General features: G+C 52.6%; 16 protein-coding genes and 1 pseudogene. 13 read left to right on the forward strand and 4 right to left on the reverse strand.

Annotated features, from left to right (window positions below; all coding sequences use genetic code 11):
- Positions 1–89: 89 nt before the first annotated feature.
- The 12 genes and pseudogenes from purA (at position 90) to ACLJPQ_RS09555 (ending at position 11,424) form a co-directional block, all read left to right on the forward strand.
- A complete protein-coding gene (purA, locus tag ACLJPQ_RS09500) occupies positions 90–1,388 on the forward strand; it encodes an adenylosuccinate synthase (RefSeq protein ID WP_000527972.1) in 1,299 nt (432 codons plus the stop codon).
- A 219-nt stretch (positions 1,389–1,607) separates the two neighbouring features.
- Positions 1,608–2,033, forward strand: coding sequence for a nitric oxide-sensing transcriptional repressor NsrR (gene nsrR, locus ACLJPQ_RS09505; protein ID WP_001177632.1), 426 nt, complete (start codon positions 1,608–1,610; stop codon positions 2,031–2,033).
- 37 nt (positions 2,034–2,070) lie between these two features.
- Complete coding sequence (gene rnr, locus ACLJPQ_RS09510) at positions 2,071–4,509, forward strand: ribonuclease R (RefSeq protein ID WP_000076357.1); 2,439 nt, start codon at positions 2,071–2,073, stop codon at positions 4,507–4,509.
- A gap of 90 nt (positions 4,510–4,599) precedes the next feature.
- Entirely contained in the window at positions 4,600–5,331 is a 732-nt protein-coding gene (gene rlmB, locus ACLJPQ_RS09515; protein WP_001293277.1) for a 23S rRNA (guanosine(2251)-2'-O)-methyltransferase RlmB, read from the forward strand.
- Between the two features lie 131 nt (positions 5,332–5,462).
- The gene (locus ACLJPQ_RS09520) at positions 5,463–5,867 is read left to right on the forward strand and encodes a YjfI family protein (protein WP_000312613.1); all 405 of its coding nucleotides are present in this window, start codon (positions 5,463–5,465) and stop codon (positions 5,865–5,867) included.
- A gap of 14 nt (positions 5,868–5,881) precedes the next feature.
- On the forward strand, positions 5,882–6,580 hold the full coding sequence (locus ACLJPQ_RS09525; RefSeq protein WP_000511974.1) for a PspA/IM30 family protein: 699 nt from the start codon (positions 5,882–5,884) through the stop codon (positions 6,578–6,580).
- Positions 6,580–6,681, forward strand: a pseudogene (locus ACLJPQ_RS09530) (hypothetical protein); the annotation flags it as partial. The gene ACLJPQ_RS09525 and the pseudogene ACLJPQ_RS09530, both read left to right, overlap by 1 nt.
- Positions 6,682–6,803: 122 nt before the next feature.
- Positions 6,804–7,487, forward strand: a complete 684-nt coding sequence (locus tag ACLJPQ_RS09535; protein ID WP_076736128.1) for a YjfK family protein — start codon at positions 6,804–6,806, stop codon at positions 7,485–7,487.
- A gap of 17 nt (positions 7,488–7,504) precedes the next feature.
- Positions 7,505–7,903 carry a DUF350 domain-containing protein gene (locus ACLJPQ_RS09540; RefSeq protein ID WP_000547738.1) on the forward strand — a complete coding sequence of 133 codons (399 nt, stop codon included), beginning with the start codon at positions 7,505–7,507 and terminating at the stop codon, positions 7,901–7,903.
- 9 nt (positions 7,904–7,912) lie between these two features.
- Positions 7,913–8,551 (forward strand): DUF1190 domain-containing protein, encoded by a 639-nt coding sequence (locus tag ACLJPQ_RS09545; RefSeq protein ID WP_080184874.1) that lies wholly within the window; start codon positions 7,913–7,915, stop codon positions 8,549–8,551.
- Between the two features lie 2 nt (positions 8,552–8,553).
- Positions 8,554–9,717 carry a glutathionylspermidine synthase family protein gene (locus tag ACLJPQ_RS09550; protein WP_000943942.1) on the forward strand — a complete coding sequence of 388 codons (1,164 nt, stop codon included), beginning with the start codon at positions 8,554–8,556 and terminating at the stop codon, positions 9,715–9,717.
- A gap of 84 nt (positions 9,718–9,801) precedes the next feature.
- A complete protein-coding gene (locus ACLJPQ_RS09555) occupies positions 9,802–11,424 on the forward strand; it encodes an isovaleryl-CoA dehydrogenase (RefSeq protein ID WP_000118964.1) in 1,623 nt (540 codons plus the stop codon).
- Positions 11,425–11,468: 44 nt separating this feature from the next.
- Here the strand turns inward: ACLJPQ_RS09555 and yjfN are convergent, their stop codons facing one another.
- Both yjfN and bsmA read right to left on the reverse strand, forming a co-directional pair.
- Positions 11,469–11,744 (reverse strand): DUF1471 family protease activator YjfN, encoded by a 276-nt coding sequence (yjfN, locus tag ACLJPQ_RS09560; RefSeq protein ID WP_001518964.1) that lies wholly within the window; start codon positions 11,742–11,744, stop codon positions 11,469–11,471.
- A gap of 130 nt (positions 11,745–11,874) precedes the next feature.
- Complete coding sequence (gene bsmA / locus ACLJPQ_RS09565; protein ID WP_000586836.1) at positions 11,875–12,204, reverse strand: biofilm peroxide resistance protein BsmA; 330 nt, start codon at positions 12,202–12,204, stop codon at positions 11,875–11,877.
- Positions 12,205–12,387: 183 nt separating this feature from the next.
- On the opposite strand from bsmA, the gene yjfP reads away from it, so the two are divergent.
- The gene (yjfP, locus tag ACLJPQ_RS09570) at positions 12,388–13,137 is read left to right on the forward strand and encodes an esterase (RefSeq protein ID WP_080184875.1); all 750 of its coding nucleotides are present in this window, start codon (positions 12,388–12,390) and stop codon (positions 13,135–13,137) included.
- On the opposite strand, the gene ulaR is transcribed toward yjfP, so the two are convergent.
- The gene (ulaR, locus tag ACLJPQ_RS09575; protein WP_000133618.1) at positions 13,134–13,889 is read right to left on the reverse strand and encodes an HTH-type transcriptional regulator UlaR; all 756 of its coding nucleotides are present in this window, start codon (positions 13,887–13,889) and stop codon (positions 13,134–13,136) included. The two genes, yjfP and ulaR, sit on opposite strands and share 4 nt — an antisense overlap.
- Positions 13,890–13,993: 104 nt before the next feature.
- Complete coding sequence (gene ulaG / locus ACLJPQ_RS09580; RefSeq protein ID WP_000049161.1) at positions 13,994–15,058, reverse strand: L-ascorbate 6-phosphate lactonase; 1,065 nt, start codon at positions 15,056–15,058, stop codon at positions 13,994–13,996.
- Positions 15,059–15,333: the final 275 nt, after the last annotated feature.

Genomic DNA, 15,333 nt, shown 5'->3' on the forward strand with positions numbered 1-15,333 from the left:
GGATTTGCCGCAGATTGAGTGCAAAAAGTGCTGTATATCTGAAAAAGCGATGGTAGAATCCATTTTTAAGCAAACGGTGATTTTGAAAAATGGGTAACAACGTCGTCGTACTGGGCACCCAATGGGGTGACGAAGGTAAAGGAAAGATCGTCGATCTTCTGACTGAACGGGCTAAATATGTTGTACGCTACCAGGGCGGTCACAACGCAGGCCATACTCTCGTAATCAACGGTGAAAAAACCGTTCTCCATCTTATTCCATCAGGTATTCTTCGCGAGAATGTAACCAGCATCATCGGTAACGGTGTTGTGCTGTCTCCGAGCGCGCTGATGAAAGAGATGAAAGAACTGGAAGACCGTGGCATCCCCGTTCGTGAGCGTCTGCTGCTGTCTGAAGCCTGTCCGCTGATCCTTGATTATCACGTTGCGCTGGATAACGCGCGTGAGAAAGCGCGTGGCGCGAAAGCGATCGGCACCACCGGTCGTGGAATCGGGCCTGCTTATGAAGATAAAGTGGCACGTCGCGGTCTGCGTGTTGGTGACCTTTTCGACAAAGAAACCTTCGCTGAAAAACTGAAAGAAGTGATGGAATATCACAACTTCCAGTTGGTTAACTACTACAAAGCTGAAGCGGTTGATTACCAGAAAGTTCTGGATGATACGATGGCTGTTGCCGACATCCTGACTTCTATGGTTGTTGACGTTTCGGACCTGCTCGACCAGGCGCGTCAGCGTGGCGATTTCGTCATGTTTGAAGGTGCGCAGGGTACCCTGCTGGATATCGACCACGGTACTTATCCGTACGTAACTTCTTCTAACACCACTGCAGGTGGCGTGGCGACCGGTTCCGGCCTGGGCCCGCGTTATGTTGATTACGTTCTGGGTATCCTCAAAGCTTACTCCACTCGCGTAGGTGCGGGTCCGTTCCCGACCGAACTGTTTGATGAAACCGGCGAGTTCCTCTGCAAGCAGGGTAACGAATATGGCGCTACTACCGGCCGTCGTCGTCGTACCGGCTGGCTGGACACCGTTGCCGTTCGTCGTGCGGTACAGCTGAACTCCCTGTCTGGCTTCTGCCTGACCAAACTGGACGTGCTGGATGGCCTGAAAGAGGTGAAACTCTGCGTGGCTTACCGTATGCCGGATGGTCGCGAAGTGACTACCACTCCGCTGGCAGCTGACGACTGGAAAGGTGTAGAGCCGATTTACGAAACCATGCCGGGCTGGTCTGAATCCACCTTCGGCGTGAAAGATCGTAGCGGCCTGCCGCAGGCGGCGCTGAACTACATCAAACGTATCGAAGAACTGACCGGCGTGCCGATTGATATTATTTCTACCGGCCCCGATCGTACTGAGACGATGATTCTGCGCGATCCGTTCGACGCGTAATTGATGGATGATGCCCGGTAACGCTACGCTTACCGGGTCTATGATGAGTACGCATTTGTTAGCCGGATAAGATGCTTTGCATCACCCTTCGGCTCAAATGCGTCATTGTTCCCCGCTTTTTTCCTTCCTGAACCGAAATAAATTAGCAGCCTGACAGGTGGCTGGTTTATCATCAATACAGATAAGTTATATCCCGTTTTCCCTTTTCCTGAGGTTGATGTGCAGTTAACGAGTTTCACCGATTACGGCTTACGTGCGCTAATCTATATGGCGTCGTTACCAGATGGACGAATGACCAGCATTTCTGAGGTGACAGAAGTCTACGGCGTGTCCCGTAATCATATGGTCAAAATTATCAATCAGCTTAGCCGGGCGGGCTTTGTCACCGCCGTTCGGGGAAAAAATGGCGGTATCCGCCTGGGTAAACCGGCTAATACTATTTGTATTGGCGATGTGGTGCGTGAGCTGGAACCCTTATCACTGGTCAACTGTAGCAGCGAATTTTGCCACATCACCCCTGCCTGTCGTCTGAAACAGGCGCTTTCTAAGGCCGTGCAGAGTTTTCTCAAGGAGCTGGATAACTACACGCTTGCCGATTTGGTTGAAGAGAATCAACCGCTTTATAAATTATTACTGGTGGAGTGAAGTAAACTTCATTAGAGATGACAATGGAGGAACCTCAATGTCACAAGATCCTTTCCAGGAACGCGAAGCAGAAAAATACGCGAATCCTATCCCGAGCCGGGAATTTATCCTCGAACATTTAACGAAACGTGAAAAACCGGCCAGTCGCGAAGAACTGGCCGTAGAACTGAATATTGAAGGCGAAGAGCAGCTTGAAGCCTTGCGTCGCCGCCTGCGCGCGATGGAGCGCGACGGACAACTGGTCTTTACCCGCCGCCAGTGCTATGCGCTGCCGGAACGCCTCGACCTGCTGAAAGGCACCGTGATCGGTCATCGTGACGGTTACGGTTTCTTACGTGTCGAAGGTCGCAAAGACGATCTGTATCTTTCCAGCGAGCAGATGAAAACCTGTATTCATGGCGATCAGGTGCTGGCGCAGCCGCTGGGCGCCGATCGTAAAGGTCGCCGCGAAGCGCGTATCGTCCGTGTACTGGTACCGAAAACCAGTCAGATAGTCGGGCGTTATTTCACCGATGCGGGCGTCGGCTTTGTAGTGCCGGACGACAGCCGTCTCAGCTTCGACATTCTTATCCCGCCAGAAGACGTCATGGGCGCGCGGATGGGGTTCGTGGTCGTGGTTGAACTGACCCAACGTCCAACTCGCCGTACTAAAGCGGTAGGGAAAATCGTCGAAGTGCTGGGCGACAATATGGGCACCGGTATGGCGGTTGATATGGCGCTGCGTACCCATGAAATACCTTACATCTGGCCGCAGGCGGTAGAGCAGCAGGTCGCCGGGCTGAAAGAAGAGGTGCCGGAAGAGGCGAAAGTCGGTCGTGTCGATCTGCGCGATTTGCCGCTGGTCACGATTGATGGCGAAGATGCCCGTGACTTTGACGACGCGGTTTACTGTGAGAAAAAACGCGGCGGCGGCTGGCGTTTGTGGGTCGCTATTGCTGACGTGAGCTATTATGTACGGCCGCCAACGCCGTTGGATCGCGAGGCGCGCAATCGCGGCACGTCGGTTTACTTCCCGTCACAGGTTGTCCCAATGTTGCCGGAGGTGCTCTCCAACGGCCTGTGTTCGCTAAACCCGCAGGTTGACAGGCTGTGTATGGTCTGTGAAATGACCATCTCGGCGAAAGGTCGGCTGACCGGCTACAAATTCTATGAAGCGGTGATGAGCTCCCATGCGCGTCTGACCTATACCAAAGTCTGGCATATGCTGCAGGGCGATCAGGATCTGCGTGAACAATATGCGCCGCTGGTGAAGCATATTGAAGAGCTGCACAACCTCTACAAAGTGCTGGATAAAGCGCGTGAAGAGCGCGGGGGGATCTCGTTTGAGAGCGAAGAGGCGAAGTTTATCTTTAACGCCGAACGTCGCATTGAGCGTATCGAACAGACCCAGCGTAATGACGCGCATAAGCTTATCGAAGAGTGCATGATCATGGCGAATATCTCGGCGGCGCGCTTTGTCGAAAAAGCTAAAGAGCCGGCGCTATTCCGTATTCATGATAAACCCACCACCGAAGCGATCACCTCATTCCGCTCCGTACTGGCGGAGCTGGGGTTGGAGCTGCCGGGCGGAAACAAACCGGAACCGCGCGATTATGCCGAACTGCTTGAATCGATTGCCGACCGGCCGGACGCCGAAATGCTGCAAACTATGCTGCTGCGTTCAATGAAGCAGGCGATTTACGATCCGGAAAACCGCGGGCACTTTGGCCTGGCGTTGCAGTCTTATGCGCACTTTACCTCGCCGATTCGCCGCTATCCGGATCTTTCTTTGCACCGCGCCATTAAGTACCTGCTGGCGAAAGAGCAAGGGAACAAGGGCAACACCACAGAAACGGGCGGTTATCACTACTCGATGGAAGAGATGTTGCAGCTCGGTCAGCACTGTTCGATGGCGGAACGCCGCGCTGATGAAGCGACGCGTGATGTCTCCGACTGGCTGAAATGTGACTTTATGCTGGATCAGGTAGGCAACGTCTTTAAGGGCGTGATTGCCAGCGTCACCGGTTTCGGCTTCTTTGTCCGTCTTGATGAACTGTTTATCGATGGGCTGGTACACGTTTCCTCACTGGATAACGATTACTATCGCTTCGATCAGGTAGGGCAACGTCTGATTGGCGAGTCCGGCGGGCAGACATATCGCCTGGGCGACCGGGTCGAGGTACGCGTCGAAGCGGTGAATATGGACGAACGGAAAATTGACTTTAGCTTGATCTCCAGCGAGCGCGCACCGCGTAACGTCGGCAAAACGGCGCGTGAAAAAGCGAAAAAAGGTGAAAGTAAAAACGCCGGTAAACGTCGTCAGGTAGGTAAAAAAGTTAACTTCGAGCCTGATAGCGCCTTCCGCGGCGAGAAAAAAGCGAAGCCGAAAGCAGCGAAAAAAGACGCGAGAAAAGCAAAAAAGCCATCGGCTAAAACGCAGAAAATAGCCGCAGCGACCAAAGCGAAGCGTGCGGCGAAGAAAAAAGCGGCAGAGTGAGCAATACCCTCTTCAAACAGAAGAGGGTGAATTATCTGTAGGCCGGGCAAGCGTAGCGCCCCCGGCAAAACGTAAACAACGAGTACATTAATGAGCGAAATGATTTACGGCATCCACGCAGTGCAGGCCCTGCTGGAGCGCGCCCCTGAACGTTTTCAGGAAGTCTTTATTTTAAAAGGCCGTGAAGATAAACGTCTGTTGCCGCTGATTCACGCCCTTGAGTCCCAGGGCGTGGTTATCCAGCTGGCAAACCGCCAATATCTCGACGAGAAAAGCGACGGTGCCGTGCATCAGGGTATTATCGCTCGCGTGAAACCAGGCCGGCAGTATCAGGAAAACGATCTGCCGGATCTGATCGCATTACACGAACGCCCCTTTTTGTTGATCCTCGATGGCGTCACCGATCCGCATAATCTTGGCGCCTGTCTGCGCAGCGCCGATGCCGCTGGCGTACATGCGGTAATCGTGCCGAAAGACCGCTCCGCGCAACTTAACGCGACGGCGAAGAAAGTCGCCTGCGGCGCAGCGGAAAGCGTGCCGTTGATCCGCGTCACCAACCTGGCGCGCACGATGCGCATGTTGCAGGAAGAGAATATCTGGATTGTCGGGACGGCGGGCGAGGCTGACCATACGCTGTATCAGAGCAAAATGCCTGGCCGCATGGCGCTGGTCATGGGCGCAGAAGGTGAAGGTATGCGTCGTTTGACCCGTGAGCACTGCGATGAGCTGATCAGCATTCCTATGGCTGGTAGCGTGTCGTCGCTGAATGTCTCTGTGGCGACCGGGATTTGTCTGTTTGAAGCCGTTCGCCAGCGAACCTGACGTTAATAGTATTTTTTAAGAAAAAACCATCCGATTATGGATGGTTTTTTTTTATCTCTGGCTGGTAATATAAAAAGAAAAACCTACCCTGTAATTTCTTTTATTTATAAAAATGAGATAGAGATAAAAATATGGCATGGACTCCACGGACGCTGGCGGATGCATTAAACAGCATCGCCGAATTAGATATTGATATAGAAAATAATGAATCTTCATTAATAATAAAAATGAATGATTATGGCGATTTACCACTGGCGGTTTTATTTACCTCGCAACAAATAGTTATCGAGACTTATATCTGTCCGGTAAATACGATTAGAGATACCGCGGAATTTAATCTTTTCTTACTGAGAAATCAGAAGGTTTTACCGCTGTCTTCGGTCGGTATTACCCAGGTAAAACAGGAGGAATATTATGTCGCTTTTGGCGCGCTGTCGTTAAATTCGTCGCTTGCCGACGTGACGCTGGAAATCACCACGCTTGTAGAAAATGCGTTGGATATCGCTGAAATAACACAAGTCTATTCACAGGAATAATACAGGCGGCTTACATGGGAATTTTAAAAAGTTTGTTCACGTTAGGTAAATCATTCGTTGCTCAGGCAGAAGACGCCATTGATGAAGCGCAGGGTGTACGTATGCTGGAGCAGCATATTCGCGACGCAAAAGCCGAGCTGGATAAAGCGGGTAAATCCAGAGTGGATTTATTGGCGCGGGTGAAGTTAAGCCATGACAAGCTGAATGATTTACGTGAGCGTAAAGCCAGCCTTGAAACACGGGCGTTGGCGGCAATGAGTAAGAATGTCGACGCCGCTTTACTCAACGAAGTGGCGGAAGAAATAGCCCGTCTGGAAAATGCCATTCTTGCCGAAGAACAGGTGCTGACTAATCTGGAAGCCTCTCGCGATGCGGTGGAGAAGGCCGTAACGGCGACAGGCCAGCGGATTGCGCAGTTTGAGCAGCAACTTGAAGTGGTTAAGGCGACAGAAGCCATGCAGCGCGCGCAGCAGGCGGTGACGACGTCGACCGTCGGAGCCGCGTCGAATGTGTCTACGGCGGCGGAGTCGCTTAAACGTTTACAAACGCGTCAGGCTGAACGCCAGGCCCGGCTGGATGCCGCCGCGCAGCTGGAAAAAGTCGCCGATGGACGCGACCTGGATGAAAAACTGGCGCAGGCCGGCATTGGCGCAACCAATAAAAGCAATGCTCAGGATGTGTTGGCGCGTTTACAGCGTCAACAAGGCGAATAATGCTCTTTACGTGGATTGTCAAAACCTGCCAGCGTCATTTGTCCAGACTGACCTGGCCCGCTTTGCTGGGCCTGTTTATCGGGCAGTATCTGCTTTGTTATCGGTAGCGCGAAAGCGCGCTACCGTGCTGGGCTTCGTCGCTTTCATACGAGACGGCACATGAATGCGCGATCTCAAATGGCATTATGCCCAACGACAATCGCATTCTGGCTGAAGAGGTCGCATGGCAAGAGATAGAGGTTCCCCTATGATGCAATTTTTTCAGCGTTTGCTCGGTAAAACAAGCGCGCCAGCGCCGATTCGCGGACCATTAGGATTACATCTTAACGCCGGTTTCACGCTGGATACGCTGGCATTCCGGCTACTGGAGTCGTCGTTGCTGGTGGAGCTACCGGGTGAAAAATACACTGTCGCGGCAGCGAGTCGCATAGATTTAGGCGGCGGCAGTCAGATTTTTCGCTACTACACCTCTGGCGATGAGTTTCTACAAATTAACACCACTGGCGGCACGGATGTTGACGACATTGATGACATCAAACTTTTTGTATATGAGGAAAGTTTCGGTATTAGCGAGGAACGTCACTGGCGTTCAGCCATTGCGCCAGCGGCAATAGGGCCGATGACGCTCAACTGGCAAGAACGGCGCTGGCTGCGTTTTTTTAACCATGAAGAGCCGGGCAATATTGAACCTGTCTACATGCTGGAAAAGGTTGAAAATCAGCAGGCAGAGAAATGGGACGTTCACAATTTTACGATGGGCTTCCAGCGCCAGGTGACGGATGACGCCTGGGAGTATCTTCTATTGAACGGGGAAGAATCATTTAACGAGCGCGGTGAGCCTGAATGGGTGTTTTCACGCGCCCTCGGCGTGGATATCCCGCTCACTTCACTGACGGTTATTGGTTAAGCACATACAGGGAAATTATGCATATACTGGACGCATTACTGGCTTTCTGCGCCTATTTTTTTATTGGCGCGGCAATGGTCATTGTATTTCTTTTTATTTACTCAAAGATAACGCCGCATAATGAATGGCAGCTGATAAAAAATAACAATACTGCGGCATCGCTGGCCTTTAGCGGTACGTTGCTGGGCTATGTCATCCCCTTATCCAGCGCGGCGATAAACTCGGTCAGTATCCCGGACTATTTTGCCTGGGGCGGCATTGCGCTGGTGATTCAACTGCTGATTTATGGTTGCGTAAGGTTATACATGCCTACGCTGAGCGAAAAAATTATTAATCACAACGTGGCGGCGGGGCTATTTATGGGAACCGCAGCGCTGGCTGGCGGTATTTTTAACGCTGCCTGTATGACATGGTAACGGAAGATCATGGCAAAAAAACGAAAATCCAGAAGCACATCCGGCGTAGGCCATTCGGCAAGAAGACGGATAGCCGAACCGGTCAATCCCTTTGAGCGGCAACGAAATCGCTACACGCCAAAATACCTGACGCTGGCGATTATGGGCGGAGCGGCCTTTTTTCTCCTGAAAGGGTACGGTGACGGCAGCAATAGTGACAACGACGGCGATGGGACGTTTTACGCCACGGTGAACGACTGTATTGACGATGGCAATAGCGCCAGCGTTTGCGCTGACGGCTGGAATAATGCGAAAACAGAATTTTACGCTAATGTGCCTAAGCAATTGACGCAGGAGCGCTGTCAGTCGCAGTTTGGCGATTGCTACTTTGATATCACCGAGCGGAGCTGGGTTCCGGTATTAAGCGGCTTTTTACTCAGCCGCGCGATTCGCCAGAACCGTGATGAACAATACATCTATAGCAGCGGCGGTTCATCTTACGTCTCCCGTCCCGTCTGGCGCACCACATCCGGCGATTATGCGTGGCGCAGCGGCACAGGGAAAAGCGATACCGTGACCAGCCCTGGTTATATCACACGGAAAGCGTCCACCGTCTCCCGCGGCGGCTATGGCCGTTCTTCCAGCGCCCGCGGGCACTGGGGAGGCTAACCATGCTACGACATAACGTACCGGTACGCCGGGATCTGGATAAGATCGCATGCGATCACGGTTTTGACTTTCATGTTATCGATAACGAAATTTACTGGGATGAAAGCCGGGCCTACCGTTTTACATTACGGCAAATTGAAGAACAGATCGAAAAACCGACCGCAGAGCTTCATCAGATGTGTCTGGAGATTGTCGAGCGGGCCGTCCGGGATGAGCAGATCATGCAGCAGCTGGCGATCCCGCCATTGTACTGGGATGTCATCGCCGAAAGTTGGCGCAGCCGCGATCCTTCGCTTTACGGGCGGATGGATTTCGTCTGGTGCGGCAAAGATCCGGTTAAATTGCTGGAATACAATGCGGATACGCCGACGTCGCTCTATGAGTCCTCCTACTTTCAATGGCTATGGCTGGAGGATGCCCGTCGTAGCGGCGCCATCCCGCGTGATGCCGATCAATACAACGCGATACAGGAGCGGCTGATCGCCCGCTTCAGCGAGCTGTACAGTCGGGAACCGCTCTACTTTTGCTGTTGTGAAGATACCGACGAAGATCGCACGACGGTGCTGTACCTTCAGGATTGCGCGCAGCAGGCGGGCCAGGAAACGCGATTTATCTATATTGAAGAACTGGGGCTTGGCGTAGGCGGCGTGCTGACCGATCTGGACGATAACGTGATTCGCCGCGCCTTTAAGCTCTACCCGCTGGAATGGATGATGCGCGACGACAACGGCCCGCTGTTGCGAAAACGGCGTGAGCAATGGATTGAGCCATTGTGGAAAAGTATTCTGAGTAACAAAGGGCTGTTGCCGTTATTGTGGCGCTTTTTCCCTGGCCATCCGAATCTGCTGCCGGCCTGGTTTGAGGGCGAAAAATCGCTCGCAGCGCCAGGTGAAAGCAGCGTGCGGAAGCCGATTTATTCACGTGAAGGCGGCAACGTCACGATTTTCGACGAGCGGCAAAATGTTATCGATCATGCCGACGGCGACTACGCTGACGAGCCGATGATTTACCAGGCGTTTCAGCCTTTGCCGCGCTTTGGCGATAGCTATACGCTGATTGGCAGTTGGATCATTGACGATGAAGCCTCCGGAATGGGGATTCGCGAGGACAATACGCTGATTACCAAAGACACTTCCCGTTTCGTCCCACATTATATTGCCGGTTAATCATACTTTTGTGATCTTGCTCCGGCGTCAATGGCGCAGTCATGACCATACTTGACTTCAGCGCCATTGAAGGAGGGAGACACCATGTCCTGGCAAACACATACCGTTTTTAATCAACCAGCTCCGCTCAATAACAGCAACTTATTCCTGTCTGATGGCGCGCTGTGTGAAGCGGTTTCCCGGGAAGGCGCGGGATGGGATAGCGATCTTCTCGCCAGTATTGGCCAACAACTGGGAACGGCGGAATCACTGGAACTGGGTCGTCTGGCGAACGCGCATCCTCCTGAGTTGCTGCGTTACGATCCCCAGGGACAGCGTCTGGATGACGTTCGCTTTCACCCCGCCTGGCACCTGTTGATGCAGGGGCTTTGCGCTAATCGGGTACATAACCTGGCCTGGGAGGAAGAGGCAAGGGCGGGAAGTTTTGTCGCCCGGGCGGCGCGTTTTGTATTACATGCTCAGGTAGAAGCGGGAACACTCTGTCCTGTCACGATGACCTTTGCCGCGACGCCGTTGCTATTGCAGATGCTTCCCGCCACTTTCCATGACTGGCTGGCGCCGCTGCGCAGCGATCGCTACGATTCGCATTTGCTGCCGGGCGGGCAAAAACGGGGCCTGCTCATCGGCATGGGAATGACGGAAAAGCAGGGCGGATCTGACGTACTCAGTAATACGACCCACGCGGAGCGGCTGGCGGATGATTCATATCGGCTGGTGGGACATAAATGGTTTTTCTCTGTGCCGCAAAGTGATGCGCACCTCGTGCTGGCGCAGGCAAAAGGAGGACTATCCTGTTTCTTTGTGCCGCGTTTCCTGCCAGACGGGCAACGAAACTCTGTTCGTCTTGAGCGCCTGAAAGATAAACTCGGTAATCGATCTAATGCCAGCGCCGAAGTCGAGTTTCAGGATGCCGTCGGCTGGCGGCTGGGAGAAGAGGGCGAAGGGATTCGGCATATCTTAAAGATGGGCGGTATGACGCGTCTTGATTGCGCGCTCGGGAGTCATGGCTTAATGCGGCGCGCATTTTCAGTCGCGATTTACCATGCTCATCAGCGTCAGGCTTTTGGTAAGCCGCTGATCGAACAACCGTTGATGCGACAAACCTTAAGTCGTATGGCGCTATGCCTGGAGGGGCAGACGGCGCTTTTGTTTCGGCTGGCGCGCGCCTGGGAGCAACGTCGCGAGGCGAAAGAGGCATTATGGGCGCGATTATTCACGCCAGCGGCGAAATTCGCCATCTGTAAGCAGGGAATCCCTTTTGTGGCTGAGGCGATGGAGGTTCTCGGCGGGATGGGGTATTGCGAAGAGAGCGAACTCCCTCGCCTGTACCGTGAAATGCCGGTGAACAGTATCTGGGAAGGTTCCGGCAATATCATGTGTCTGGATGTACTGCGGGTGCTGACAAAACAACACGGCGTCTATGACGTATTGAGTGAAGCTTTTGCGGAAGTCAAAGGTCAGGATCGCCATTACGACCGCGCGGTACGTCAGCTACAGCAACGTTTACGCAAACCGGACGAAGCAATGGGCAGAGAGATTACGCAGCAGCTTTTCTTGCTGGGATGCGGAGCGGAAATGCTGCGTCATGCCTCGCCGCCGCTGGCGCAAGCGTGGTGTCAGATGATGCTGGATACACGCGGCGAAATGCCGCTGCCTGCCCAGGTGCAAAATGATTTACTGTTAAGGGCGACCGGGGGACTGCGGTAACGTTTGGCCTGTAGTACATGCCATCCGGCGCGAGCCACGCGGCATCAGGCATAGAGTATCGCCTGTACGCGCCAGTTATCCGACTGTTGTTCTTCATACATTTGAATAATTCTGTACCAGGACGCACCCTGTTCATCGGCTTTCAGGGCGATAATCCGCTCCACATCCTGTGGGTTTCCTGCAACATTACTGACCGAGATCAGGCCGATTTCATTCAGACCCGTTACGCAGTCAGCACTGGCGAATTCGGCAGACTGTGCCGTCGTACTCACCAGTCCGGCAGAAAGCAGCAGTGAGGATAAGGCAAGTTCTTGTTTCATCGTCAGCTCCTTATTACATACCCCGCATTTAACAGGACGCTCCATCACGGTAAACCTGTTTGTTTATTGTGCACAGGTAAACGCATAGGGACGCAAAGCAATGTAAAACTGACTAAAAATCAATCTACTGTTATTGACGATACAAAATGGCTTGTGAATACCACTGGCCGGTTACAACCGTTTCATCAACCATTAAGATAACGTAATAATCGGCTTTCGCAGCGACGGCTTTCGCTCTGATTTCATCTATTGCATCATCCGGGGAGCCCCGAACCAGCGCGCTTACGGTCCCCATCCGCTGTAGTCCTTGCGTTTGATCGCGACGGATTTCCTGCGGGTGATCGGCGACAGGCGGTGCAGGTTGCGGCGTACCCTGCAGCACGCTACATGCGCTTAATAACAGCGCTGCTATCAATGAAGCAAACCGACGCATAACTCTATCTCGTTTCCTGATAATCATAGTGTAATGCCTTATTGATTTCCCTTTAGGGGGAATGTTCCCGAAGTGTTACCTGTCACGCGATTTTCGAATGAAAACGTTGCGAAAGCGTAACCCAGTTCTCAAACATTATGAATTATTGCGCTATCCATAAACTTGCGTTAAGTATTTCTCCGTGGCATACCGGATAAAAAGGAGAGAATAATGATAGCGATTGAAACACGACAATTAGCCGGAGGCGTCGTACTACATGCCTTCCCGGAAGGGAAACGCGCCGTGCCGCTTCCCTGTGTGGTGTTCTATCATGGCTTCACCTCCTCCAGCCTGGTTTATAGTTATTTTGCCGTTGCCCTGGCACAGGCAGGATTCCGGGTAATCATGCCGGATGCGCCGGAGCATGGCGCTCGCTTCGGCGGCGACTCACAGGGACGGATACACCGATTCTGGCAGATTCTGCACCAAAACATGCAGGAATTTACGACGTTACGTGCGGCGATTCAGGCGGAAAACTGGCTACTTGACGGGCGGTTGGCGGTGGGCGGCGCATCCATGGGCGGTATGACGGCGCTGGGCATTATGACGCGTCACCGAGAGGTAAAATGCGGGGCCAGTTTAATGGGGTCGGGCTATTTTACCGGGCTTGCCCGGACGCTTTTCCCGCCGTTATCCCCGCAGAACCCGGCACAGCAGGCGGAATTCGACAATATCATCGCGCCGCTACGTGAATGGGAAGTCACACACCAGTTAGAGCGACTGGCCGACAGGCCGCTTCTGTTGTGGCATGGTCAGGAGGATGACGTGGTGCCTGCTATCGAAACCTTCCGGCTCCAGCAGGCACTCGCCGGGGCGAAGCTGGATAAGCATGTGACCTGTTTATGGGCCGCAGGCGTGCGGCATCGCATTACGCCAGAAGCGTTGTCGGCGACGGTAGCGTTTTTCCGACAGCATCTTTAAACGCGGAGTATGCTTACACCCTGGGCTTCAAGCTGTTGCAAAACCTGCGGATTGGCATTTTTGCCGGTAATCAGCATAGCGATCTGATCGGCGCGGCTGAACAGCATTCCCGCGCGCTCGCCAATTTTACTGCTATCGACCAGCGCGACCAGTTTCCCGACGACGCTGAGCATTTTTTGTTCCGCCATGGCGGTTAGCATATCGGTCTTGTACAGGCCATCCGCGGTTAAGCCCTTTCCGCTGGTAAACATCCAGTGGCCCGCATAGAGACTGTTTTCACTTCCCTGCGGGCTCAGGGTAATCGACTGGCTTTTATTATACTGACCACCCATGATAATCACGCTGTCATGCTCTTGATCGATCAGATAATTCGCCAGCGGCAGATAGTTGGTAATGATCTGTACCGGCTTCCCGCACATTTCACGCCCCAGCAGGAAAGCGGTGGAACCGCAGTTAATCACTACGCTTTCACCCGGGTTTACCAGCTGCGACGCCGCTTTCGCGATGCGTACTTTTTCATCGTGGTTTTGCGCCTGGTGCAGATTCATCGGCGTCCAGCGGGGCCGCTGTTGGGTAATGGCCTCTGCGCCGTTGCGCACTTTTTTAAGTTTCCCGCTTTCGTCGAGCTTGTTGATGTCGCGGCGCGCTGTCGCCGGGGAGATCCCCAGACGCTCAATCACGTTTTCGACGGTAACAAAGCCCAACTGTGCCAGCATATCCAGCAGTATTTGATGTCTTTGTGCTTCAGTCATGAGCTATTCCGATACAAATTGATTTGAAAAGATGATATTTGAAATAGCCTGGAAATACTAAAGTAAATGGAAAAAATGCCGGGTAATCCCGGCATGATATCGACTCACAGGAAGGATTTGAACGGTAGATCGGGTTCAATGGTAAAGCAATCGTCAAACCCACGCGGATAGTGGTATTCGAAATTGTCTTTATCCAGCGGCCAGGTAAACTTGCCGCCAACCTGCCAGATAAACGGTTTAAAACCATACTTCAGGCGATCTTTCTTCATTTCCCATAGCACGCGGATCTCCTGCGGATCGGCCTGGAAGTTCGACCAGATATCGTGATGGAACGGGATCACCACTTTGGTATTCAGCGATTCCGCCATGCGTAGAATATCCGCGCTGGTCATTTTGTCCGTAATACCGCGCGGGTTTTCACCGTAAGAACCGAGCGCGACATCAATTTGATGTTCGTTGCCGTGTTTCGCGTAGTAGTTGGAATAGTGAGAATCGCCGCTGTGATAGAGATTGCCGCCCGGCGTTTTAAACAGATAGTTAACCGCGCGTACATCCATGCCGTCCGGCAGTACGCCAGCAGCTTTCTGATCGGCGGGCAGGGTGATTAATGCGGTGCGGTCAAAGGCATCAAGCGCGTGAATTTCAATATCTTTCACTTTCACGACATCGCCCGGTTTTACCACGATGCAGCGTTCTTTCGGCACGCCCCAGCCAACCCACAAATCCACGCAGGTCTGCGGGCCGATAAACGGAACATCATCGGCGCAATTCTGCATTACGGCAGCCGCGACATTGACGTCAATGTGATCGTTATGGTCGTGGGTCGCCAGTACGGCGTCAATCTGACGGATAGCGAAAGGATCGAGAACAAACGGCGTGGTGCGCAGGTTAGGCTGTAATTTTTTGACGCCAGCCATACGCTGCATCTGATGGCCGGTTTTCATCAACGGATTACCGTGGCTCTGTTTACCGGTACCGCACCAGAAATCGACGCATACGTTAGTGCCGCCTTCAGATTTTAGCCAGATACCGGTACAGCCCAGCCACCACATAGCGAACGTACCCGGCGCGACCTGCTCTTGCTCAATCTCTTCGTTCAGCCAGCTTCCCCACTCCGGAAACGTGCTCAGAATCCATGATTCACGCGTGATGCTTTGTACTTTACTCATCGCATTTACCTTCATGTTTGTTCAAAATAGTTCAAAACGTGATTTGTTTTGATTAATCCTGACACTATTTTCTCAAGAAGGCAATGGGCTATTTTTTGACTTTTGGGTAGGGGATAACGCAGTCAGGAGAAAATTTAATCTTGCCTGGCGTCATGGGGATGTATCCATCTTTATGATTTTACTTATTTAATGAAAAAATGAGTTACCTATAAGTAAACCATGTATTAAGTGCGCTAATTATTTGCGCGCTACGTCACATTTAATCAAATTCAATC

Origin of the sequence: Salmonella sp. SAL04213 (genome assembly GCF_046550535.1) — a bacterium.
Classification (GTDB): Bacteria; Pseudomonadota; Gammaproteobacteria; order Enterobacterales; family Enterobacteriaceae; genus Salmonella; species Salmonella enterica.

What these genes read in the sequence shown, in the direction of transcription:
- purA (WP_000527972.1), top strand. Translation starts at nt 90, where the DNA reads ATGGGTAACAACGTCGTCGTACTGGGCACCCAATGGGGTGACGAAGGT.
- rnr (WP_000076357.1), top strand. Translation starts at nt 2,071, where the DNA reads ATGTCACAAGATCCTTTCCAGGAACGCGAAGCAGAAAAATACGCGAAT.
- rlmB (WP_001293277.1), top strand. Translation starts at nt 4,600, where the DNA reads ATGAGCGAAATGATTTACGGCATCCACGCAGTGCAGGCCCTGCTGGAG.
- ACLJPQ_RS09520 (WP_000312613.1), top strand. Translation starts at nt 5,463, where the DNA reads ATGGCATGGACTCCACGGACGCTGGCGGATGCATTAAACAGCATCGCC.
- ACLJPQ_RS09525 (WP_000511974.1), top strand. Translation starts at nt 5,882, where the DNA reads ATGGGAATTTTAAAAAGTTTGTTCACGTTAGGTAAATCATTCGTTGCT.
- ACLJPQ_RS09535 (WP_076736128.1), top strand. Translation starts at nt 6,804, where the DNA reads ATGGCAAGAGATAGAGGTTCCCCTATGATGCAATTTTTTCAGCGTTTG.
- ACLJPQ_RS09540 (WP_000547738.1), top strand. Translation starts at nt 7,505, where the DNA reads ATGCATATACTGGACGCATTACTGGCTTTCTGCGCCTATTTTTTTATT.
- ACLJPQ_RS09545 (WP_080184874.1), top strand. Translation starts at nt 7,913, where the DNA reads ATGGCAAAAAAACGAAAATCCAGAAGCACATCCGGCGTAGGCCATTCG.
- ACLJPQ_RS09550 (WP_000943942.1), top strand. Translation starts at nt 8,554, where the DNA reads ATGCTACGACATAACGTACCGGTACGCCGGGATCTGGATAAGATCGCA.
- ACLJPQ_RS09555 (WP_000118964.1), top strand. Translation starts at nt 9,802, where the DNA reads ATGTCCTGGCAAACACATACCGTTTTTAATCAACCAGCTCCGCTCAAT.
- yjfN (WP_001518964.1), bottom strand. Translation starts at nt 11,744, where the DNA reads ATGAAACAAGAACTTGCCTTATCCTCACTGCTGCTTTCTGCCGGACTG.
- bsmA (WP_000586836.1), bottom strand. Translation starts at nt 12,204, where the DNA reads ATGATTATCAGGAAACGAGATAGAGTTATGCGTCGGTTTGCTTCATTG.
- yjfP (WP_080184875.1), top strand. Translation starts at nt 12,388, where the DNA reads ATGATAGCGATTGAAACACGACAATTAGCCGGAGGCGTCGTACTACAT.
- ulaR (WP_000133618.1), bottom strand. Translation starts at nt 13,889, where the DNA reads ATGACTGAAGCACAAAGACATCAAATACTGCTGGATATGCTGGCACAG.
- ulaG (WP_000049161.1), bottom strand. Translation starts at nt 15,058, where the DNA reads ATGAGTAAAGTACAAAGCATCACGCGTGAATCATGGATTCTGAGCACG.